Below are 20,541 nucleotides of genomic sequence, written 5' to 3'. Positions count from 1 at the left end.
GCCATGCGAACAGGCAGAGCAGTAGCGATTCTGGCGGGACTGGCGGTGGCGGTGTCCGCCTGCGGCAACGCGCCGACCACCTCCCAGCCCACGGAGTCCGCCCCCGCCGCCAGCGAGAGCGCCGGCGGCAAGACGCTCGAGGGCGTCACGCTCGAGGTGGCCGCCAAGTGGACCGGCGAGGAGCAGAAGAACTTCGAGCAGGTGCTCAAGGCCTTCTCCGACAAGACCGGTGCCAAGGTCACCTACGCCTCCACCGGTGAGGACACCGGCGCCTACCTCGGCCCGCGCATCCAGGGCGGCAGCCCGCCGGACGTGGCGATCCTGCCGCAGCCGGGCCTGGTCCAGCAGTACGCCGACCAGGACGCGCTCAAGCCGCTCACCGAGGACGTGACCAAGGAGATCGACGCCAACTACACCGAGTACTGGAAGGAGCTCGGCTCCGCCGACGGCCAGGTGTACGGCGTGCTGATCAAGGCCGCGCACAAGTCGCTGGTCTGGTACCGCTCGAACGCCTTCGAGGAGGCCGGCGTGCAGCCGCCGACCACCTGGGACGAGCTGGTGAAGGCCGGGCAGACGATCGCCGACTCCGGCACCCCGCCGTTCTCGTTCTGCGGCGCCTCCGGCTGGACCCTGACCGACCTGTTCGAGAACGTCTACCTGTCCTCGGCCGGGCCGGAGAAGTACGACCAGCTCTCCAAGCACGAGATCCCGTGGACCGACCCGAGCGTCGCCACCGCGCTGGAGAAGATCGCGCAGATCGCCAGTAAGAAGGAGTTCGTCGCGGGCGGCACCTCCGGCGCGCTGCAGACCGACTTCCCGACCTGCGTCACCAAGGTCTACGGCGAGGACGAGGCCGCGATGGTGATCGAGGCCGACTTCGTCGCGGTCACGGCCGAGGAGTCCGGCGCCAAGGTCGGCGAGGAGGCCAAGTACTTCCCGTTCCCGAAGGTCGGCGACACCGCGCCGGTCGTGCTCGGCGGTGACGTCGCGGTGGCCATGAAGGACTCGCCCGGCGCCATGGCGCTGCTGCAGTTCCTGGCCTCCAAGGAGGGTGGCGAGATCTGGGCCAAGCTGCCCGGCTACCTGTCGCCCAACAAGAACGTCTCCCCCGACAACTACCCGAACGAGCTGACCAAGCAGCTCGGCCAGACGATCATCTCGGCCGGCGAGTCGGTCCGCTACGACATGTCCGACCTGGCGCCGAGCGCCTTCGGCGGCACCGACGGCAAGGGCGAGTGGAAGGTCCTGCAGGACTTCCTGCGCGACCCGAGCGACGTCAAGGGCGCCCAGGAGGCGCTCGAGGCCGAGGCCAAGAAGGCCTGGAAGTAAAGAGGTAAGGCCGTGACCGAAAGGTTGGACGGCCCCCAGGACCCGCCCGTGGCCACCACGGGCGGGCCTACCTCGGGACCGGCTGATACCCCCCCAAAAAGACGACGCCTAGGCCCGTCACCGACGATCGCGATCATCTTCCTGCTGCCCGCGGCCCTGCTGCTGGGCATCTGGGTGGTCTACCCGATCGGCTACTCGATCTTCCGCAGCCTGTACGACGCCTCCGGCGAGGTGTTCGTCGGTGTGGAGAACTACGGCACCATCTTCAGTGACGGCGGCACGCTGCGGACCATCCGCAACAACCTGATCTGGGTGGTCGTCGCGCCGATCGTGGTCACCACGCTCGGCCTGATCTTCGCGGTGCTGACCGAGCGGATCAAGTGGGCGACCGCGTTCAAGCTGATCGTCTTCATGCCGATGGCCGTCTCGCTGATGGCCGCCGGCGTCATCTTCCGGCTCGTGTACGACGAGGACCCCGACAAGGGCCTGGCCAACGCCGTCATGACCGTGGTGGGCGACACGTTCTCCTCCTCGCAGGGCTACCCGGAGGCGCGCGGGCGCGGAGGCGACGAGTCCCCGGTGACGGCCGAGGAGGACGGCACGGTCGTCACCAAGCAACCGGCGCAGGCCGGGCAGCCCGTGCTGATCCCGATCGTGGGCGTCAAGCCTGACGTGATGCCCGCGGACGCCCAGCCGGCCGCCGCCGCGACAGGCGGTGACGGGCTGGCGGGCACGGTGTGGTTCGACTTCACGCCCGGCGGGGGCGGAGTGAACGGCCAGCCGGACGCGACCGAGAAGGGCCTGCCCGGGATGACCGTGGAGGCGGTCAACGGGGGCGAGGTGGCGGCGACGACCACCACGGCCGAGGACGGCTCTTTCCGGTTCGACGGCCTGCCCGCCGGCTCCTACGTGGTGCGGCTGCCGGCGTCGAACTTCGAGGCCGCCTACAACGGGCTGACCTGGCTCGGCCCGACCCTGATCACACCGGCGATCATCGGGGCGTTCGTCTGGGTGTGGGCCGGGTTCGCCATGGTGCTGATCGCGGCCGGCCTGTCGGCCATCCCGCGTGACGCGCTGGAGGCGGCCCGCATCGACGGCGCCACCGAGTGGCAGGTGTTCCGCAGGATCACGGTGCCGCTGCTGTCGCCCGTCCTGCTCGTCGTCTTCGTGACGATGATCATCAATACCTTGAAGGTGTTCGACCTGGTGTTCATCATCGCGCCACCCTCGGTCCAACCGGAGGCGAACGTGATCGCGCTGGAGATGTGGCGCGTCTCGTTCGGCGGCGGGAACAACCAGGGACTCGGCAGCGCGCTGGCCGTCTTCCTGCTCATCCTGGTCCTGCCCTTCATGATCATGAACATCCGCAGGTTCAAGAGGGGCGACTCATGACGACGGCGACGGCGACGGCACCGGCGCGCAGCCACGCCGGCGCGCCGCGACGCAACGTGATCGGGCGCATCGTGGACCGCCTCGGCAGCGGTGTCGTCCAGCTGGTGATGATCCTGCTCGGCCTGTTCTGGCTGGTGCCCACCCTGGGCCTGATGGTGGTCTCGCTGCGCACCACCGAGGTCAACAACGCCGAGGGCTGGTGGACCATCTTCACCAAGCCCGCCGAGCTCACCATCGCCAACTACCGCGACCTGCTGGCCGGCGGCTTCGGCGCGTCCTTCTGGAACACCGTGGCCATCACCGTGCCGACCACGATCCTGGTGATCGGCATCGCGGCCATGGCTGCGTACGCGTTCGCCTGGATGGAGTTCCCCGGCCGGGACCTGCTGTTCCTGATCGTGGTCGCGCTGCTCATCGTGCCGATCCAGATCGCGCTGATCCCCGTGGCCGCGCTCTACGGCCAGGCCGGGATCTTCGGCTCGATCCCCGGCGTGGTGCTGTTCCACGTGGCGTTCGGACTGCCCTTCGCGATCTTCCTGCTCCGCAACTTCTTCATCGGCATCCCCGCCTCGCTGCTGGAGGCGGCGCGGATGGACGGGGCGCCGGAGTGGCGGATCTTCGTGTCGGTGGTGTTCCCGCTGGGCAAGCCCGCCATCGCCTCGCTGGGCATCTTCCAGTTCCTCTGGGTGTGGAACGACATGCTCATCGCCCTGGTCTTCGCCAACTCGGCGAACCAGCCGATGACCAAGTACCTCCAGTCTCAGATGCGGCAGTTCGGCACCAACATGGACATCCTCTCGTCCGGCGCCTTCCTGTCGCTGATCATCCCGCTGGTGCTGTTCTTCGCCTTCCAGCGCTACTTCGTCCAGGGCATGATGGCCGGCTCGGTGAAGTAGACCTCCGGCGGGCGCCCGCTTCCCGCGGGGGCGTGGGCGCCCGCCCTTCGTGATCATTTCTCCGGTTTCCGTACGCATCGGCGGCCGGACCTGGCTAAGCTCAACGCCCATGGCCGGACGTCCACTGAACGAAATCGTCGAAGCCGGATGGGCCCGCGCGTTGGAGCCCGTGGCCGAGCGCATCGCCCACATGGGCGAGTTCCTCCGCAAGGAGATCGCCGAAGGCAGGCAGTACCTCCCCTCGGGAGCCAACGTGCTGCGCGCCTTCAACCAGCCCTTCGACGACGTCAGGGTGCTGATCGTGGGGCAGGACCCCTACCCGACGCCGGGTCACCCCGTCGGACTGTCGTTCTCCGTCGCCCCCGACGTGCGGCCGCTGCCCGGCAGCCTGGTCAACATCTACAAGGAGATGGAGTCCGACCTCGGCCTGCCCCGGCCGGCCAACGGCGACCTCACCCCCTGGGCCGACCAGGGCGTGCTGCTGCTCAACAGGGTGCTGACCGTGATGCCGGGCAAGCCCGCCTCGCACCGCGGCAAGGGCTGGGAAGAGGTCACCGAGCAGGCCATCCGCGCCCTCGTCGGGCGCGGCAAGCCGATGGTCGCCATCCTGTGGGGGCGCGACGCGCGCAACCTCGCGCCGATGCTCGGCTCGGTGCCGCGCGTCGAGTCGGCCCACCCCTCGCCGCTGTCGGCGCGCAGCGGGTTCTTCGGCTCCCGGCCGTTCAGCCGGGCGAATGAGCTGCTCGTCCAGCAAGGCGCGGCCCCCGTGGAGTGGAAGCTGCCCTAGGCTCGTCGCATGAGTGACGCACAGAAGTTCCTACGACTCACGGTCGAGCTGACGGTCGAAGTGCTCGACGTGGACGCCCTGCAGGCGGCGGCCCTGGCGGAGATCCGCCACCCTGAGGCCGAGCTCACCGACGAAGAGCGCACCGAGCAGGCCGAGCTGGTCAAGTCCGACGAGACCGGCGCCTCCGCCCTGCAGTGGCTGATCGAGCCCGAGCACGTGCTGCAGCTCGTCGACCACATCGACGAGATCGAGCCGCGCGAGGCGATGCTCGGCGTCGAGCCGTCCGACGGCCCGGCCGAGGACGAAGAGGAAGCGGAGGACGAGCACCTCCACATGTGACCGTGCGGCCAGGCCACGTGCGCTTTCCCGGCCCGCTCGGCCGGATCAGGCAAAGGTCACGTACGCTCTCCCGGCCCGCTCGGATGGAGCCGGCCGGGATCGGCAGGCGGGTGCTCGCTAAGATCGAGGCTCTCCCGTACCAGGTCGGCGCCGCCGTCTGTGCCGCGCCAGGAGCCTCAGGAGGACACGCCGTGATCGTCGCATTCTCCATCACCCCGCTCGGCGTCGGCGAGGGAGTCGCCGAGCCCGTCGCCCGCGCCGTCAAGGTGGTGCGCGAGAGCGGGCTGCCGAACCGCACCGACGCCATGTTCACCACGATCGAGGGTGAGTGGGACGAGGTGATGGACGTGGTCAAGCGGGCCGTGGACGCGGTGGCGGAGGTCGCCCCGCGGGTCGGTCTCGTTCTCAAGGCCGACCTGCGCCCCGGCGTGACGGACGGCATGACCAGCAAGATCGAGTCGCTGGAACAGCACCTGGGCTGACAATTCGAGATATGTCTTGACCGACCCCAAGACGCGACATATCGTGGCGGACGCGATATTACTTGTCTCTGGGGAGGTCGTCATGTCGTACCACCGTGTCCCGGTCCTGATCGTCGGGGGCGGCTACGCCGGGCTGAGCGCCGCCATGCTCCTGGCCTGGCGCGACATCCCGGTCATGCTCGTCGAGCGGCGGTCCGGCACGTCCGTCCAGCCCAAGGCGTTCGGCGTGAACCACCGGGCCGTCGAGCTGCTCCGCCCCGTGGAGGGCGTCGAACAGGAACTGACCGACATCTGGGCGGGCATCGGCGACACCATGCGCATCGCGATCGCCTCGTCCCTGCAGGACCCCGACCCGCGGATGATCGTCGCGGACGAGCGGGAGGAGTTCGCCTTCGTGGCCGACGCCACCCCCGCCGCGACCGTGGGCGCCCCGCAGGCCGAGGTGGAACGCATCCTGCGGGCGCGGGCCGAGGAGCTCGGCGCCGACCTGCTGTTCTCCACCGAGCTGGTCGCCCTGCACCAGGACAACGACGGCGTCACCGCCACCCTCCGCGCCGACGGCATGCCGATCACGGTACGCGCCGACTACGTCGTGGCCGCCGACGGCTACCGCAGCCCGCTGCGCCGCAGCCTCGGCATCCCCGTGACCGGCAAGGGCGAGCTCGGGCGGACGTGCTCGATCATGTTCGACGCCGACCTGTCCGGGCTCGTACGGGAGCGCGAGGTGACGCTCTGGTACCTGCGGAACGACGAGATGACCGGCCTGATCCTGACCGGCACCGGAGTCGGCGCCCACGTCCTCGCGGTCAACTACGACACCGAGGCGGGCCAGAGCGAGGCCGACTTCACCCCCGAACGCTGCGTCGAGCTGGTCCGTGTCGCCACCGGCCGGCCGGACCTCGCGGTGGAGGTGCTCGACCGGACCAGCTTCCCCATGGCGCACGTGCTCGCCGAGCGCTACCGCGAGGGCAGGGTGTTCCTGGCGGGCGACGCCGCCCACACCATGCCGCCCACCGGCGGTCAAGGGGGCAGCCTCGCCCTGCAGGACGGAGCCGACCTCGCCTGGCGGCTCTGGCTGGTGATCACCGGCCAGGCGGGGCCGGACTTCCTCGACACCTACGACGCCGAACGCCGCCCGATCGGAGTCATGACCGCGAACGCCCAGCTCGCCAACCTGGGCCTGCGGATGCCGCCGGCCGCCCGCATCGGCTACCCCGAACCCCTCGACGACCCGCAAGGCGCCATTCTCGGCGCCCGCTACCACTCCACGGCAGTCATCGAGGACCCGGCGGACGACGGCACCCTGCTGGAGGACCCCCGCCACCCCACCGGCCGTCCCGGCAGCCGTGCCCCGCACGTGCCGCTGGACTGGGAGGGCCGGCAGGTGTCCACGGTCGACCTGTTCGGCGCCGGGTTCGTGCTCCTGGCCGACCAGGACGGTGGGCACGCCTGGTCGGTCGCGGGACGGCTGGTCTCCCGGCGCCTCGGGGTCGGGCTGTCGCGGATCGTGATCGACGACGAGCTCGTGGACGTCAAGGGCGAGTGGCGGGCGCGGTACGGGGTGAGCGTGGGCGGCGCGGTCCTGGTCCGTCCGGACGGTTACGTGGCCTGGCGTGCCCCCGGCCCCGCCACCGACCCGACCGCGACCCTGGAATCGGCCCTCCGCCGCATCCTCAGCCGCTGACTTGCCCCGCGGCCTTTGTCGACCTTCGCCGCCCCCGCTGGTCGAACCCCTGTTACATGTCTCGGTCCCCGGTGACCCGCGTGCCTGTGACCCGCGTGCCTTCCTCATCGGTACCGGTCACTCGGGTGCCTTCCTCCTCGGCACCGGTGACCCGCGTGCCCTCCTCCCCAGTACCGGTCACTCGGGTGCCTTCCTCATCGGTACCAGTGACCCGCGTGCCGGTGACCCGTGTGCTAGTGACCCGCGTACCCGTGACCCGCGTGCCTTCCTGCCCAACGCCGGTGACCCGCGTGCCTTCCTCCACCGTGACCCGCGTGCCCTCGTCAGCAGCGGCCACGCCGGCCGTCGCCAGCGTGAACCCACCACCAAGCGCCAGAACGGTCACTACGGCCGCAAGACCTCGTTTCATCAGATTTCCCCAATCGACGGATGTTTGCGACCAGCATGACAACGCGGGCAGGACCCCTGACAGCGCCTCGCCTGCCAACCATCGCCGCATTCTTGCCAGGCCTCCCGGCCCATCCAGTCGCGACAACCCGCCGCCCCCCGACCGTACGATCACCCGCTCGTACGATCACCCGCTCGTACGACAACTCACCCGGTCCGATGCCCCCGGCTGCGCGTCGGCCCTGCGTTCGCCGTTCACTCGACAACCCCTCGTACGACGATCCGCCCACACGAGAACCCACCCGTACGAGGCCTGGCCGCCCCTTGGCCCTGCGATCACCGCACATACGAGTCACCGGCCTCTACTGGGCCGCACGACGCCCCACTCGTACGACATTCCGACGACATGGTGGCTGGTCAGGTGGCGATGAGGTGTTCGCGTTCTTCCGTGAGGGTGGCGAGTCGCTGGGTCAGGTCGGTCTGGGCCTTGGCCAGGGTACCGAGTGTGTCGTCGATCCACCCGGACATCTCGGCCACGGCGGTGCGGGTCCGGTTGATGCGCTGGTGCTTGAGCGCGTCGGTGAGGATGTTGTCGAAGAAGACGTCGGCGAACCAGCGGGTGTCCACCTCGGGCATCCTCGGGGCCACGACCCAGCCGAGATCCGCCAGTTCCCTGGAGAGCGTGTCCAACGCCTGCTGAGCTTGCCAGGTGGCCTGGTCGGCGCTGACGAGGTGGTGCCGTTCGACGGCGTCGGCGAACGCGCCGCCGCCCAGCATGTCCCAGGTCGAGGCGCCACGGGCGTTCTCGAGCAGGGCCAGGACATGGCGGACCCACTGCGCGGCCTCCTTGCCCGCGTGCACGGCTTCCTCGTGCTCGCGCAGGTCAGCCCGCGTGTCGGCCAGCAGGCCGGACAACTCCATCAGCCGCCGCCCCCGCTGGTCGCCCCGCTCGACGAGCAACTGTTCCTTCTCCGACAGCAACCGCTGGTAGTCGTCATGGGCGCCGGCCATGGCGGCGAGGTCCCGTTCCGTCTTGGCGAGGTCGGCGGTGAGATTCTCCAGCCGCGCCCGCTGGCCGTCGAGGCGCTCTCCTGCGACGGCCGCCTCGGCGCGCTCCTTGCTGAGGCGTTCCTCCCTGGATCCGGCGAGCTTGGCCAGGAACCCGCCCAGCCCGCCCTCCAGGCGCTCGACGTCGCGCCGTTCCTTGTCCAGTTGCCGCTCCAGCTCTGTCACGAGGTCGCTGACCTCGCGGATCTGTCGTCCCAGCGTGGTGCGCTGCGCCGCCAGATGGTCGAACCAGCGGACGCGCTCGCGTGTCTCTCTCAGCCTGTGATCAAGGTCTTCGAAGGGGTCCACATAAGTCCTACGAACGACCGGCCCCCGTCGTTCCTTTCCCAGCCCCTCGGAAGCGGACCACGTCACCGCCTCCCCTTCCAGACCCCTCGGACGCAGACCTCTTCCACCACCTCCCCTTCAGCGCGGACCACGGTCACCGCCTCCCCTGCACATGCCTCGGGCAGCAGAACGCGGTCGCCATCTCGACGGAGCGTTCAGCCCCTGGAACGGCCTGCCTGGTCACTCCGCGCCTGATGCGTCCGCGGACCGTCCGCAGGATCGTAGGGATCAGTTCTTCGAGGAGTGCGTTGCCTGTGCGGCGAGCCCCGGCAGCGACACCCGGCGTCGCTCGCGCCAGTGCCGCGACTGCTCGCCCAAGCCAATGGTTGCTCTCCCGGTCGCCCGACCGGCACATTCGCCAATGAACCGGGAACGGGTGGCTCTGGTGAGTCCCGCTGCACCGATGGCCTCCCCGGTGCAGCGGGGGAGGCCATCACCATGCCTTCGAACGAACCGATCCGCGTCGGACTCAGCAGCGGCGCAGGTCCCGGACCTCGTTTCGCGCCCAGCTTTCACCGGGGATATCGGTGGCCAGGCGGAATTTCCCGTTGCTTACTGTCACGCCATACCAGTGCCATCTGCCATTTGCATAGTAGTAGGGGTCGGCGCAGTATCCAGGACCGATGTAGAAGCCCTGGGCAACCTGCCAGCCGAGATATGAATCCGTGCGTTTGCCGGCCGGTAGGATGGCGTGATAGTTAGGGCTTCCCTCCCACTTATAGATCACCCCGATCCCGATGGCATTCTCGGGCTTGTTGTAAATGTAGCTGAAGCCCAAGTCCCTCGCCGGCTGAGCGTTCGCGGGAGCGGCCAGAGACATTACGGCGAACGCTGCCAGGGCCAGCGCCGCCAAGCTCTTCAGATACCTCATCGTGCCCTTCCGGTCGCCGATACATGCAGCGGGGAAGGTACACATCCTGAGCCCGATGCGTCCCCTCACCGCCATGCACCGCACTTTGCCAAACACCGGCTTCAATACTGCTTCGATGATGCTTCTCAGCGAGCGGGAACTGTATCAGTGCAACTCCGGGAATGGGACACCGAGATGACAATGACAACAACAGCGACGGACTGGCGAACGCCCGTGCCTTGACGGGCGGCCTAATAGTCCAGCCGCACTTATCGATCTTTGAGTTGTCGTCGCTGGTAGTGGCTTGACGGGCGTGGGTTTGGTGGCGTCGTCGCCAGTGTGACCAGTGCAGGGTGTGGCCTTCGTTGAGGGATGGACGGGTCAGCAGGGCGAACAGGCGGCGGATTTCGTTCGCGGAGGTCGCGATGGGCTGACCGGTGTTCTGCTCTGGCCAACGCGGCCACCGCATGATCTTCAGATCCCTCGCACCTGAATGATCACCGCGGTGGCCGTTCCTTCTTCGCTCGGGGCCTACCCAGGCATGCCCAGGTTGTCCTGGGTCGTCCCAGGCGTGCCCAGGCACGCCTATGTCCCGCCGAAGCCGCTACCAGCGACGACATCCCTGAAGATCGACGAGTGCGGCCGGCGTACTAGGCGGCGATGGAGGTGAGGGTGGCGCGGGCCGGGGATTGGGTGGCGCAGAGCCAGTCGTTGAGTGAGCCGGTGAAGCCTGAGGGGGGACCGACCTTCAGGCAGGCGGCGGGGCCGGTGCCGGTGGCGGGGCCGACTCGCAGGCGTCTGATGCTGCCGCGGCCGGGGGTGGAGGCGGGCTCGCAGGGGGTGAGGCGGACGCCCAGGGGGCCGGGTGGGAGGGGGAGGTGGTCGTCGATGGCGCGGCGGCGGGCCTCGGGGTGGGCGACGGCGAACGCGAGGTGGCCGGTGACCAGGTGCGTGGCGACCGTACGCAGGAGGTTGGTGGCGCACAGGGTGTGGGCGCAGGCCGCGCCGTCGAGGGTGATCTCCGGGAGGGCGAAGCGGCGCAGGCCCCGGGAGGTGATCGTGAGGCCGTCGCAGGCGGCGGTGTCGGCGGGGTTGCACGGCGGGCAGGTGGCGTCGTCGTGGACCTGGATGTCCCAGCCGAGCCAGCCGTCGGTCAGGTCGAAGGCGGCGGGCTCCGGATCGTGGGCGGGCAGGGCGGCGTGGGTCAGCGGGTCGATCAGGAGACCTCTGTGCGTGTGGGCGAGAGCGCGGGCGACGGCTCTGGATGCCTGGACGGAACCGGGAGAGGCGTGGGGCGGGGCGGTCGAGGAGACGGCGAGATGCTGTCTGGAGCGGCGCATCAGGCGGCGCTCTTCGTAAGTGAGCGTGACGGCGGTGGGTCTCCACGGGGTGGGGTGGTAGGTGAGCCGTAGGCGGGGTGTGCCGAGCGCGGCCATGGCGGCCTTCCGGTGAGGGCCTGCCAGGTGCCAAGGCGTGTCGAACTCGCCGGTGAGCGTGACGATGAAGAGGGAGGTGAGGGTGACGGGCAGCGGTAGGACGATCTTCATGAGGGCCTCCGGTGGTCGGGACCCTCAGGATCGGCAAGAACGGGTCGGGCCCGCTGGGGCGAATCCGGTTCTGGGGATGACGAGTCCGGTGGTCCTGTCCCTGTGGACGACTGCGTGAACCATCTGGCGGAACGGCCACCCCCTCGTACGACTGCGCCGTAAGACGTCAGCCCGCCGGGCGGTGGATGACCAGGGACTGGCCCGGGAGCCGGGTCTCCTCCGCGTCGCCCGTCACCGGGTCGTCCGACGCCAGCAGCACCCTCCCCCGCGCCACCGGCACCACCACCGTGTCCGTGCCGAAGTTCACGCTCACGCACACCCCGCCCCGCCACATGACCAGCCACTCCCCGCCGCGGTCGGCCTCCACCCGGACCCGGTCCAGGCGCGGGTCCGTCAGCTCAGGGAGCGCCTTGCGGAGCGCGATCAGGTCGCGGTACCAGCACAGCAGCGACCAGTGCCCCTCGTCCTTCAGCTCCTGCCAGTCGAGCTTGCAGCTCAGGAACGTCTCCTCCGCCGACGGGTCCGGCGCCTCCCACGTGTAGCCGAAGCCTTCGAACTCCTTCTCCCTGCGCCCTCCCTCGCTCTCGCGCAGGTGAGGCTCCACGTGGTCGGAGAAGAACAGGAACGGCGTCCCCGCCCCCCACTCCTCCCCCATGAACAGCATCGGCGTGAACGGCGAGGTCAGCAGCAGCCCGGCGCCGAGCTTGAGCGCGGCCATCGGCAGCCGGTCGCCCATCGGCCGGTTGCCGATCTGGTCGTGGTTCTGCAGGCAGGCGACGAGCCGGTGACCGGGGACGCCGATGTAGGGGCGGCCGTGCGCGCGCTGCCGGAAGCTGGAGTGGCCGCCGTCGTGCATGACCCCGTGGGTGAGCACCTTGGCCAGGGCGGACAGGCCGGCGAAGTCGGCGTAGTAGCCGTGGCTCTCGCCGCTCACCGCGGTGTGCAGGGCGTGGTGGACGTCGTCGTTCCACTGGGCGGTCATGCCCAGGCCGCCCGCGTCCAGGGAGCGCACCATGCGCGGGTCGTTCAGGTCGGACTCGGCGATCAACGACAGCGGCCGACCGACGGCGCACGACAGGGCGTCCACCTCCTCGGCCAGCTCGGCCAGCAGGTGGGTGGCGCGTTTGTCGTGCAGCGCGTGCACGGCGTCCAGGCGCAGCCCGTCGACGTGGTAGTCGCGCAGCCACTGCAGCGCGTTCTCGATGAAGTAGCGGCGCACCACGTCCGAGCCCGGCCCGTCCAGGTTGACCGCCTCGCCCCAGTAGCTCCCCTCGAACCCGCCGAAGTACGGGCCGAACGGGTGCAGGAAGTTGCCCGAGGGACCGAGGTGGTTGTAGACCACGTCCAGGATGACGCCGATGCCGGCCCGGTGGCAGGCGTCGACGAAGGTCTTGAGCCCGTCGGGCCCGCCGTACGTCTCGTTCACCGCGTACAGGTCGACCCCGTCGTAGCCCCAGTTGCGGACGCCGGGCACCGGCGCGACCGGCATGATCTCCACGAAGTCGACGCACAGCTCGACGAGGTGGTCCAGCCTTCCCGCCGCGGCCTCGAAAGTGCCCTCGGGGGTGAAGGTGCCGATGTGCAGCTCGTAGATGACGCCGCCGCGCAGGTCGCGGCCCTTCCAGTCGTGGTCGGACCAGGTGTAGCGATCGTGCTCGTACACGGCGCTCGGCCCGAAGACGCCTTCGGGCTGCCGGCGGGAGCGCGGGTCGGGGTAGGGGCCGTCTCCGTCGAGCACGTACGCGTATCGAGTGCCGTGACCGGCGTCCGGCACGTCGAGCGACCACCAGCCGCCGGGTCGCGCGGTCAGCGCGCGCCGCCCGGAGAGGACCTCGACCTCGACGGCCGTGGCGTTGGGTGCCCACACGTCAAAGATCATTTCGCTCCAGCAGTGCGACGGGAAGGGAACCGAGCAGGTGGGCCAGGGGGATGCGCCCGGTGTGCACGCCGCCGCCGAGCAGGTCGCGCCAGGTGCCCGGCGGCAGCGACAGCGTGGTGCCGCCCCAGCCGCCGCGCCGCTCCAGGCGGACGGGCAGGCGGGTGGCGACGGCGACGGCCCGCGCGCCCACGCCGGCTCCGGCGGGGTCGGCGGCGCCACGGGCGAAGGCGATCACGTGCTCCGCCGCCTCGCCGTCGGCGCGCAGCGGCGTGTACGGTGCGGCGGGGTCGAGGCGGCGCCGCAGCCGCAGCGCCTGGGTGGTGACCCGGAGCTTGGCGGCGTCCCAGGCGGAGGCGGCGGCGCGCGGATAGCTGACAGGACGCCGGTTGTCGGGGTCGACCAGGGAGAAGTCGGTGGTCTCGTTGCCCTGGTAGACGTCGGGCACGCCGGGCATCATGAGCTGGACGAGCTTGGCCCCGAGCGAGTTGGCCGTCGCGTAGCGGTCGATCCGCTCGGTGAACGCGCCGATCGGCAGCCGCACGGCCGCCTCGGCGAACGCGCGCAGGCCCCGCTCGTAGTCGGGATCGGGGCGTACCCACGAGATGGCCGTCTTGGCCTCGCGGGCCGCCTTCAGCAGGTAGTCGGTGAACCGGTCGGCGGAGATCGGCCACGCGGCCATGAGGTTCTGCCAGGCGAGATAGTCGAGCCGGCGGTCGAACGACACCCGCGCCGACCACTCGGACACCGCCTTCTCCCACTCCTCGGGCAGCTCCGACAGCACCGAGAGCCGGGCCCGCACGTCCTCGGAGCGCTTGGTGTCGTGGGTGGACAGCGTGGTCATGGTGTGCGGCGGCATCGACGCGCAGTAGGCGTGGAACTCCTCGACCGGGACGCCGAAGTGATCGGGCTCCCAGCCGACCTCGTTCAGGCTGGACAGCGGGAACCACCGGTAGAGCGCGGTGTCCTCGACGCCCTTGGCCATGACCGGGCCGCAGGTCTGCTGGAACCGGGTGATCACCTCGGCCGGCCCGTGCAGGACCTGGTCGACGAGCGGGCCGACGGGGGTGGAGCAGGTCGCGGCCGCCCCCTCGACGATCTCGACCGACAGCGGCGGCGGCGGCTCGCCGGGCACCACGTACGCGCGGTAGACCGGCATGGCGGCGAGCAGCTCGGCGACCGCGGCGGGGTCGCAGGAGGCGGCGCGGGCCAGCCGGTTCACCTCCGCGCCGAAGAACAGGTCGATGACCTCCCGCTTGGCCAGGGTCATGACCTGCCGGTAGTCGGCGGGCTCGCCGGTCAGCCGGGTGAACAGCTCGACCAGCGGCCGTTCTCCTTCCGGGTCGACGAACAGGCCGGTGACCCGGTTGAGCGTCTCGTAGCCGGTGGTGCCGTCGCACGCCCAGTCGGCGGGCAGGCGCTCCTCGCCGATGAGGATCTTCTCCACGATCGTCCAGATGCCGCCGGACCTGGCGCGCAGCCGGTCGAGATAGCCGCGCGGGTCGGCCAGGCCGTCGGGGTGGTCGACGCGGAGGCCGTCGGCCAGCCCCTCGTCGAGCAGCCAGAAGATCACCTCGTGGGTGGCGAAGAACACCTCGGGGTCCTCGACCCGCAGCCCGATCAGGCTGGACACGTCGAAGAAGCGCCGGTAGCCGGGCCCCTGACGCCAGTCGACCAGCCGGTAGTGGCCGGGGTGGGGGAACTCGTGCTCGTGGTAGCGCAGCACGTCGCCGTCGACGACCGGCTCGGTGTCGTCGCCGAGCTCGGGCAGCGCGACCTTGCCGTCCTCCCACTCGATGTCGAACCAGCGCGCGTACGGGGACTCCGGCCCGTCCTTGAGCACCGACCAGAACGCGGCGTTCCGGGTGTTCATGTGGTTGGGCACGAGGTCGAGCACGACCCCGAGGTCGTGCGCGGCGAGTTGCTCGGCCATCTCGCGGAAGCCCTTGGCGCCGCCGAACTCCTCGCGGATCCGGGAGTGGTCGATCACGTCGTAGCCGTGCAGGGAGCCGGGCGTGGCCTGGAGGATCGGCGACAGGTAGACGTGGCTGACGCCGAGGTCGCGCAGGTAGCCGGCGATCTCCGCCACCTGCGCGAACCCGAAGTCGGGAGTCAGCTGCAGCCGGTAGGTCGAGACGGGCCTAGACACGGCGCAGCACCCGCACGCTGCGTCCGGGCACGGCCACGCCCTCCCCCGCCCGGCACATGCGCACATCCAGTTTGATCGGCATCGCGGTGTCTATCTCGGTATGCCACATCTCGCCGTAATCCTTGGGGATCGTGAAGCGGATCGTGTCGTGGTGCGCGTTGAACAGCAGCAGGAACGAATCGTCCCTGATCGGCCTGCCCCGCCGGTCGGGCTCGGTGATGGCGTCGCCGTTGAGGAAGACGGCCAGCGACTTGGCGTAGCCGACGTTCCAGTCGCTGTCGGTCATCTCCTCGCCCGACGGGGTGAGCCAGGCGATGTCACTGAGACCCCGTACCGGCTTGCCGTAGAAGAAACGCCTGCGCCGGAACACCGGGTGCTTCTTGCGCAGCGCCGCCAGGCTCTGGGTGAACTCCAGCAGCAGCCAGTTCTCCCTTATGTCCGACCAGTCGACCCAGGTCAGCTCGTTGTCCTGGCAGTAGCCGTTGTTGTTGCCCTTCTGGGTCCGGCCCAGCTCGTCGCCGTGGGACAGCATCGGCACGCCCTGCGACAGGAACAACGTCGTGAGGAAGTTGCGTTTCTGCTGCTCGCGCAGCGACTCGATGGCCCAGCCGGCCGGGCCCTCCGCGCCGCAGTTCCAGGACCGGTTGTCGTCGGTGCCGTCGCGGTTGCCCTCCTTGTTGGCCTCGTTGTGCTTGTGGTCGTACGAGACGAGGTCCTGGAGGGTGAAGCCGTCGTGGCAGGTGACGAAGTTGATCGAGGCCGCGGGCCGGCGGCTGTCGGCCTGGTAGAGATCGCTCGACCCGGTGAAGCGGGAGGCGAACTCCGGCATCGTGGCCGGCTGCCCCCGCCACAGGTCGCGGATGGTGTCGCGGTAGCGGCCGTTCCACTCGGTCCACCGGGACGGGAAGTTGCCCACCTGGTAGCCGCCCGGCCCGACGTCCCACGGCTCGGCGATCAGCTTGACCTGCGACAGCACCGGGTCCTGCTGCACCAGGTCGAAGAACGCGCTCAGCCGGTCGACCTCGTGCAGCTCCCTGGCCAGCGTCGAGGCCAGGTCGAAGCGGAACCCGTCGACGTGCATCTCGATGACCCAGTAGCGGAGTGAATCCATGATCATCTGAAGCACGTGCGGCGACCGCATGAGCAGGCTGTTGCCGGTGCCCGTGGTGTCCATGTAGTAGCGCTTGTCGTTGTCGACCAGCCGGTAGTAGTCAGGGTTGTCGATGCCCCGGAACCCCAGCGTCGGCCCCAGATGGTTGCCCTCGGCCGTGTGGTTGTAGACCACGTCGAGGATGACCTCGATGTTGGCCTCGTGCAGCGCCTTCACCATGGCCTTGAACTCCAGCACCTGCTGCCCGCGCTGCCCGGTGCTGGAATAGCGGTTGTGCGGGGCGAAGAAGCCGACCGAGTTGTAGCCCCAGTAGTTGGACAGCCCGCGCTCTTCCAGGACGTGATCGGTGACGAACTGGTGCACCGGCATCAGCTCCAGCGCCGTCACACCGAGCTTGGTCAGATGGTCGGTGATCACCGGATGGCCGAGCGCGGCGTAGGTGCCCCGGATCCGCGCGGGGATCTTCGGATGGCTGATCGTCAGCCCGCGCACGTGCGCCTCGTAGATCACGGTGTCGTGGTACGGGGTCGCCGGCGGCCGGTCGTGCCCCCAGCCGAAGAACGGGTTGACGACGATCGAACGCGGCACGTACGGGGCGGAGTCGAGGTCGTTGCGGGTGTCGGGCTGCCCGAACCGGTAGCCGTACGCCGCCTCGTGCCAGGTCACCTCGCCCTCGATGGCCATCGCGTACGGGTCGAGCAACAGCTTGTTCGGATTGCAGCGCAGCCCCTGCGCCGGGTCGTAGGGCCCGTGCACCCGGTAGCCGTAGCGCTGACCGGGGCCGATGCCCGGCAGGTAGGCGTGCCAGATGAAGCCGTCGACCTCGGTGAGGCTCACCCTCTCTTCATGGTTGTCCTCGTCGAACAGACAGAGCTCGACGGCATCGGCCACCTCGGTGTAGAGCGAGAAGTTGGTCCCGGCGCCGTCGTAGGTCGCCCCGAGCGGGTAGGGATCTCCCGGCCAAATGTCGATCATCGAGGCTTCCTCCCGGTCCCTCCCATATTCTGTTTCCCCCGCCTACCGGACAAGCCCGGTCTCGTTACCCGCTGACGCGATCAGTACCTTCCCCGCGTTCCGCTCCGATCACCTCCAGGGAGCAAGCGGTGAGCCGCCTCCGACGGCGCGGCATCGGAGACGGCCCACGATCATCGACGTGTCACGACCCGTCACCGCCTCACGGCACGCCGCGTACGGGGAGCCGGTCGGCCTGCCCGACGGCCGGATCCCGGCCGGTCCTGATCACCTCCACCAGCACGTAGTGCGGTTTGCGGGGATGCGGCCACACCAGCGCGTCCGCGGCCCAGCACGCTCCGGCGATCACGCTCCGGCCCCGCTCCAGGTCGTCGGCTGTGATCCCGGCCCGGCACCACACCCAGACACGCTCCCCGAACGGAGCCGGCGCGCACCACAACACGGCGGGGATCTTTCCTCGCCGGTTGACCAGGTACGCCTCGACGAATCCGACCCGGATCCGGTGCGCGGTCACCACGCACCGGATCCGCCCCCACACCTCCGACCGCGCGGGCGGCCAGAGGGCGACCATGGCGAGCACCGCCGCCATGGCGATCAGCGCCGGCCCGGTGGCCACCACCACCGCGCGCGCCAGCGCCCCGGCGAGGACCAGAGCCGCGGTCTCGTACCGCCACCGCCACAGCGCGACCAGCGGGTTCGGCCTGGCGAGCGGGGTGGTGGCGTGGTTCAGCTCGGCCAGGAGCTCGCGCTCTAACATGGGCGCACGCGTCCCGACCCGAGGCAGACTCGGCAGGCGCCCCTCCCCGCGACGCCTTCCCCCTGGCAGGTGAGGCAGGGCACGTACGCGTCGAAGGCGGGGTTGCGGTAGACCCGCGTCAGCGGCGCGGGACGGCGCACCTCCCAGCCCTGGGCCCGGGCGCGGGCGTCGAGGTCGTCGAAGGCCCAGCCGTCGAGCACCTCCAGCACCCGGGTGATCAGGCGCCGGATCGGGGCGGCCGGCTCCCGGGTCACGGTGATGAACTGCATGTGGTCGTCCTCTTGCTCTGGCAGCGGCGGGGGGTCGTTCGGCTGAACCGGGGCCGCGTCATCGGCCCAGCCTCGTGTGCGGCGTATGTCCCTTCGGGTGCCTGGAGGTGCGCGCATGGGGGTCTCCCTGGGGAAGTGGGCGCTTCTGTCATGGCTGTACCCGTTTTCCACTTGCCAGCGGCACTTGAGTAAGGCAAACGTCACTGTCATGTTCCGCTGGCAATTGCCAGAAGCATCCAGCCATGGGGATAGGATCGGCCGCACGTCCGACACGAGAGGTGGCACGATGGCGAGCGCCAACCCCACACTCCGTCAACGTCAGCTCGCCACCCGGCTGCGCGAACTGCGCCACGGTTCCGGCTTGAGCATCGCCGAGGTCGCCGGGGCCCTGCTCTGCTCCCCCGCCAAGATCAGCCGGATCGAGACCGCGCAGCGCCGGGTGAGCCTGCGCGACGTCCGCGACCTGTGCAGGCTGTACCGGGTCGAGAACTCCTCGGAGCTGATGGCCCTGGCCAAGGACGCCCGCGAGCAGGGCTGGTGGCAGGACGGCGAGGACGTCGACTTCCGGCCCGTCCCCGGCCTGGAGAACGACGCGATCAGGATCTCCGAGTACGAGACCACCACGATCCCGGGCCTCCTCCAGACCGAGGAGTACGCCCAGGCCGTGATCCACGGATCCCTCCCTCAGATTGACCCGATCGTGTTGCAGGAGCGCGTCGCGTACCGGATGAAGCGCCAGGACGTGCTGCGCAAGAAGCAGCCGCCGCGTTACTGGGTCCTGCTGGACGAGTCCGCGCTGCACCGGCACATCGGCGGCCTGCAGGTGATGGCGGAGCAGCTGGAGAAGGTCGTCCACATGGCCGGGGAGCCGCACATCACCGTTCAGGTGGTGCCGTTCAAGGTGGGCGCGCACATGGCGCTGGACAGCGCGTTCATGTTGCTGGAGTTCGATCCCAGCGCGGGCGTGGCCGACACCGTCTACATGGACACGCTGGCCGGCCAGATCTTCCAGGAGAAGCCCGCCCAGCTCGCCCGGTTCCGTGAAGTGCTCAATCAGCTGCGCGCTGTGGCCCTGAGCCCGAGAGACTCGATCGCTCTTATCCGGGAGCGGATCGCGGCCTTCCAAGCCGAAAGCTGACTATCGCTTTTCAGTAACGTGCCAGTGTCAATTACCAGGGAGCGCTAATGTCGTTACCCTCATAAGCACCATGGCAGCCGCCCGGCGCCGGGCGGCTCCTTTACATTGACCTGGAGAGGCACATGACCTCGCTTCCCCGGCAGGAGCTCACCTGGACGGTGTCCTCCCGCTGCAACAACGGCAGTTGCATCGCCGTGGCGCCGTTGCCCGACGGCCGGATCGCCGTCCGCGACACCAAGCAAGCCGACGGGCCCATGCTTCACTTCTCCGGGGACGAGTGGAGCGCCTTCATCGGGCAGATCAAGCACAGCTGAACCAGGCGTCACAGAAGGGCGGGTCGCACCATGGCGGCCTGCCCTTCTCGTCTTACGTGAGCCTGTTTCGGGGTATGGCTCAGCGCGACGTCTGCAGGCAACCTTCTGAGAGGTACCGCATGGGTTCCCCCCAAGGTCCCGCACCGACCTGGTACTCGTGCAACAACGGCAATTGCGTCGAAGTGGCGCAACATGGCGACAGAGTCCTCATCCGCGACAGCAAGGACGCTGAAGGCGCAAAACTCTCGTTCGATCGCAAGGAGTGGGAGAGCTTCCGGGACGCGATCAAGGAGGGCCGTTTTGACGGAGTGTGACGGTTGACGACCTCCGTTTGACCCGTACCCGGCCGACTACATACCGTTGCTCGCTATGGGCGGGTTCAAGAAATTTTTGCTGCGCGGCAACATCGTCGAGCTGGCCGTCGCGGTCATCATCGGCGCCACCTTCAGCGGGCTGGTGGAGGCCCTGGTCAGAGACCTGGTCACGCCGCTGATCGGCGCTGTCACCGGAGGGCGTCAGCCTGACTTCGCCGACTACTCGTTCACGGTCAACGGCAGCGAGTTCAAGTACGGCGACTTCCTCAACCACCTGATCACCTTTCTGATCATCGCGGCGGTGGTCTACTGGCTGGTCGTGCTGCCGATGACGCGGCTCATCGGCCTGTTCGACCGCGACAAGGCGGCGACCACGAAGGAGTGCCCGGAGTGCCTGGGCGAGATCCCGATCGACGCCCGCCGGTGCATGCACTGCACGATCCAGCTGGTGCCCGAGTCGGAGAAGCCCGCCACCACCGGCTAGCGACGCCACGCGGGTGAGCGGCGGTCAGGGCGCGGTTTCTGCGTTGTTCCAGCTCGTACCCCCTCATGT

The 20,541-nt window shown here is 69.3% G+C and carries 20 protein-coding genes; 11 read left to right on the top strand and 9 right to left on the bottom strand.

What is annotated here, in order from left to right; genetic code table 11:
- The first annotated feature begins 3 nt into the window (after positions 1-3).
- The 7 genes from ACGFI7_RS05260 to ACGFI7_RS05230 all read left to right on the top strand — a co-directional run bounded on the left by ACGFI7_RS05260 (position 4) and on the right by ACGFI7_RS05230 (position 6,909).
- Positions 4-1,329: an ABC transporter substrate-binding protein gene (locus tag ACGFI7_RS05260; protein ID WP_393399328.1), complete on the top strand. Its 1,326-nt coding sequence runs from the start codon at positions 4-6 to the stop codon at positions 1,327-1,329.
- Between the two features lie 12 nt (positions 1,330-1,341).
- Positions 1,342-2,721: an ABC transporter permease subunit gene (locus tag ACGFI7_RS05255; RefSeq protein WP_393399325.1), complete on the top strand. Its 1,380-nt coding sequence runs from the start codon at positions 1,342-1,344 to the stop codon at positions 2,719-2,721.
- Complete coding sequence (locus ACGFI7_RS05250) at positions 2,718-3,617, top strand: carbohydrate ABC transporter permease (RefSeq protein WP_393399322.1); 900 nt, start codon at positions 2,718-2,720, stop codon at positions 3,615-3,617. The genes ACGFI7_RS05255 and ACGFI7_RS05250 overlap by 4 nt, the downstream gene beginning before the upstream one ends.
- Before the next feature lie 109 nt (positions 3,618-3,726).
- A complete protein-coding gene (locus ACGFI7_RS05245) occupies positions 3,727-4,404 on the top strand; it encodes a uracil-DNA glycosylase (protein ID WP_393399319.1) in 678 nt (225 codons plus the stop codon).
- Between the two features lie 9 nt (positions 4,405-4,413).
- A complete protein-coding gene (locus ACGFI7_RS05240; RefSeq protein WP_393399317.1) occupies positions 4,414-4,743 on the top strand; it encodes a hypothetical protein in 330 nt (109 codons plus the stop codon).
- A 191-nt stretch (positions 4,744-4,934) separates the two neighbouring features.
- Positions 4,935-5,225, top strand: a complete 291-nt coding sequence (locus tag ACGFI7_RS05235) for an MTH1187 family thiamine-binding protein (RefSeq protein WP_393399315.1) — start codon at positions 4,935-4,937, stop codon at positions 5,223-5,225.
- An 82-nt stretch (positions 5,226-5,307) separates the two neighbouring features.
- The gene (locus ACGFI7_RS05230) at positions 5,308-6,909 is read left to right on the top strand and encodes an FAD-dependent monooxygenase (RefSeq protein ID WP_393399312.1); all 1,602 of its coding nucleotides are present in this window, start codon (positions 5,308-5,310) and stop codon (positions 6,907-6,909) included.
- Positions 6,910-6,961: 52 nt separating this feature from the next.
- On the opposite strand, the gene ACGFI7_RS05225 is transcribed toward ACGFI7_RS05230, so the two are convergent.
- The 9 genes from ACGFI7_RS05225 to ACGFI7_RS05185 form a co-directional block, all read right to left on the bottom strand.
- On the bottom strand, positions 6,962-7,408 hold the full coding sequence (locus tag ACGFI7_RS05225; RefSeq protein WP_393399310.1) for a hypothetical protein: 447 nt from the start codon (positions 7,406-7,408) through the stop codon (positions 6,962-6,964).
- A gap of 305 nt (positions 7,409-7,713) precedes the next feature.
- Positions 7,714-8,652, bottom strand: coding sequence for a hypothetical protein (locus tag ACGFI7_RS05220; RefSeq protein ID WP_393399308.1), 939 nt, complete (start codon positions 8,650-8,652; stop codon positions 7,714-7,716).
- A gap of 508 nt (positions 8,653-9,160) precedes the next feature.
- The gene (locus ACGFI7_RS05215; RefSeq protein WP_393399305.1) at positions 9,161-9,637 is read right to left on the bottom strand and encodes a hypothetical protein; all 477 of its coding nucleotides are present in this window, start codon (positions 9,635-9,637) and stop codon (positions 9,161-9,163) included.
- Between the two features lie 554 nt (positions 9,638-10,191).
- Positions 10,192-11,088 (bottom strand): hypothetical protein, encoded by an 897-nt coding sequence (locus ACGFI7_RS05210; protein WP_393399303.1) that lies wholly within the window; start codon positions 11,086-11,088, stop codon positions 10,192-10,194.
- Between the two features lie 166 nt (positions 11,089-11,254).
- Positions 11,255-12,955 (bottom strand): malto-oligosyltrehalose trehalohydrolase, encoded by a 1,701-nt coding sequence (gene treZ, locus ACGFI7_RS05205; RefSeq protein WP_393399301.1) that lies wholly within the window; start codon positions 12,953-12,955, stop codon positions 11,255-11,257.
- A gap of 1 nt (position 12,956) precedes the next feature.
- Positions 12,957-15,113 (bottom strand): malto-oligosyltrehalose synthase, encoded by a 2,157-nt coding sequence (gene treY / locus ACGFI7_RS05200; RefSeq protein ID WP_393399299.1) that lies wholly within the window; start codon positions 15,111-15,113, stop codon positions 12,957-12,959.
- A complete protein-coding gene (gene glgX, locus ACGFI7_RS05195; protein WP_393399297.1) occupies positions 15,106-17,199 on the bottom strand; it encodes a glycogen debranching protein GlgX in 2,094 nt (697 codons plus the stop codon). The genes treY and glgX overlap by 8 nt, the downstream gene beginning before the upstream one ends.
- A 199-nt stretch (positions 17,200-17,398) precedes the next feature.
- Entirely contained in the window at positions 17,399-17,953 is a 555-nt protein-coding gene (locus ACGFI7_RS05190; protein WP_393399295.1) for a hypothetical protein, read from the bottom strand.
- Positions 17,947-18,222 carry a hypothetical protein gene (locus ACGFI7_RS05185; protein ID WP_393399292.1) on the bottom strand — a complete coding sequence of 92 codons (276 nt, stop codon included), beginning with the start codon at positions 18,220-18,222 and terminating at the stop codon, positions 17,947-17,949. Before ACGFI7_RS05185 ends, ACGFI7_RS05190 begins: the two co-directional genes overlap by 7 nt.
- A gap of 286 nt (positions 18,223-18,508) precedes the next feature.
- Here ACGFI7_RS05185 and ACGFI7_RS05180 point away from each other — a divergent pair, with 286 nt between their 5' ends.
- The 4 genes from ACGFI7_RS05180 to mscL all read left to right on the top strand — a co-directional run bounded on the left by ACGFI7_RS05180 (position 18,509) and on the right by mscL (position 20,472).
- Positions 18,509-19,360: a helix-turn-helix domain-containing protein gene (locus ACGFI7_RS05180; protein WP_393399289.1), complete on the top strand. Its 852-nt coding sequence runs from the start codon at positions 18,509-18,511 to the stop codon at positions 19,358-19,360.
- A 122-nt stretch (positions 19,361-19,482) separates the two neighbouring features.
- Positions 19,483-19,674 (top strand): DUF397 domain-containing protein, encoded by a 192-nt coding sequence (locus tag ACGFI7_RS05175; RefSeq protein ID WP_393399286.1) that lies wholly within the window; start codon positions 19,483-19,485, stop codon positions 19,672-19,674.
- 74 nt (positions 19,675-19,748) lie between these two features.
- On the top strand, positions 19,749-19,988 hold the full coding sequence (locus tag ACGFI7_RS05170) for a DUF397 domain-containing protein (RefSeq protein ID WP_393399283.1): 240 nt from the start codon (positions 19,749-19,751) through the stop codon (positions 19,986-19,988).
- Between the two features lie 55 nt (positions 19,989-20,043).
- Positions 20,044-20,472 carry a large conductance mechanosensitive channel protein MscL gene (mscL, locus tag ACGFI7_RS05165; protein ID WP_393399280.1) on the top strand — a complete coding sequence of 143 codons (429 nt, stop codon included), beginning with the start codon at positions 20,044-20,046 and terminating at the stop codon, positions 20,470-20,472.
- The last annotated feature ends 69 nt before the right edge of the window (positions 20,473-20,541 follow it).

Origin of the sequence: Nonomuraea sp. NPDC048826, from assembly GCF_043198225.1 — a bacterium.
Taxonomy (GTDB): Bacteria; Actinomycetota; Actinomycetes; order Streptosporangiales; family Streptosporangiaceae; genus Nonomuraea.
This window is presented reverse-complemented; position numbering and strand designations above follow the sequence as displayed.

What these genes read in the sequence shown, in the direction of transcription:
- ACGFI7_RS05260 (WP_393399328.1), top strand. Translation starts at nt 4, where the DNA reads ATGCGAACAGGCAGAGCAGTAGCGATTCTGGCGGGACTGGCGGTGGCG.
- ACGFI7_RS05250 (WP_393399322.1), top strand. Translation starts at nt 2,718, where the DNA reads ATGACGACGGCGACGGCGACGGCACCGGCGCGCAGCCACGCCGGCGCG.
- ACGFI7_RS05245 (WP_393399319.1), top strand. Translation starts at nt 3,727, where the DNA reads ATGGCCGGACGTCCACTGAACGAAATCGTCGAAGCCGGATGGGCCCGC.
- ACGFI7_RS05240 (WP_393399317.1), top strand. Translation starts at nt 4,414, where the DNA reads ATGAGTGACGCACAGAAGTTCCTACGACTCACGGTCGAGCTGACGGTC.
- ACGFI7_RS05230 (WP_393399312.1), top strand. Translation starts at nt 5,308, where the DNA reads ATGTCGTACCACCGTGTCCCGGTCCTGATCGTCGGGGGCGGCTACGCC.
- ACGFI7_RS05225 (WP_393399310.1), bottom strand. Translation starts at nt 7,408, where the DNA reads ATGCGGCGATGGTTGGCAGGCGAGGCGCTGTCAGGGGTCCTGCCCGCG.
- ACGFI7_RS05215 (WP_393399305.1), bottom strand. Translation starts at nt 9,637, where the DNA reads ATGGCGGTGAGGGGACGCATCGGGCTCAGGATGTGTACCTTCCCCGCT.
- ACGFI7_RS05210 (WP_393399303.1), bottom strand. Translation starts at nt 11,088, where the DNA reads ATGAAGATCGTCCTACCGCTGCCCGTCACCCTCACCTCCCTCTTCATC.
- glgX (WP_393399297.1), bottom strand. Translation starts at nt 17,199, where the DNA reads ATGATCGACATTTGGCCGGGAGATCCCTACCCGCTCGGGGCGACCTAC.
- ACGFI7_RS05190 (WP_393399295.1), bottom strand. Translation starts at nt 17,953, where the DNA reads ATGTTAGAGCGCGAGCTCCTGGCCGAGCTGAACCACGCCACCACCCCG.
- ACGFI7_RS05185 (WP_393399292.1), bottom strand. Translation starts at nt 18,222, where the DNA reads ATGCAGTTCATCACCGTGACCCGGGAGCCGGCCGCCCCGATCCGGCGC.
- ACGFI7_RS05180 (WP_393399289.1), top strand. Translation starts at nt 18,509, where the DNA reads ATGGCGAGCGCCAACCCCACACTCCGTCAACGTCAGCTCGCCACCCGG.
- ACGFI7_RS05175 (WP_393399286.1), top strand. Translation starts at nt 19,483, where the DNA reads ATGACCTCGCTTCCCCGGCAGGAGCTCACCTGGACGGTGTCCTCCCGC.
- ACGFI7_RS05170 (WP_393399283.1), top strand. Translation starts at nt 19,749, where the DNA reads ATGGCTCAGCGCGACGTCTGCAGGCAACCTTCTGAGAGGTACCGCATG.
- mscL (WP_393399280.1), top strand. Translation starts at nt 20,044, where the DNA reads ATGGGCGGGTTCAAGAAATTTTTGCTGCGCGGCAACATCGTCGAGCTG.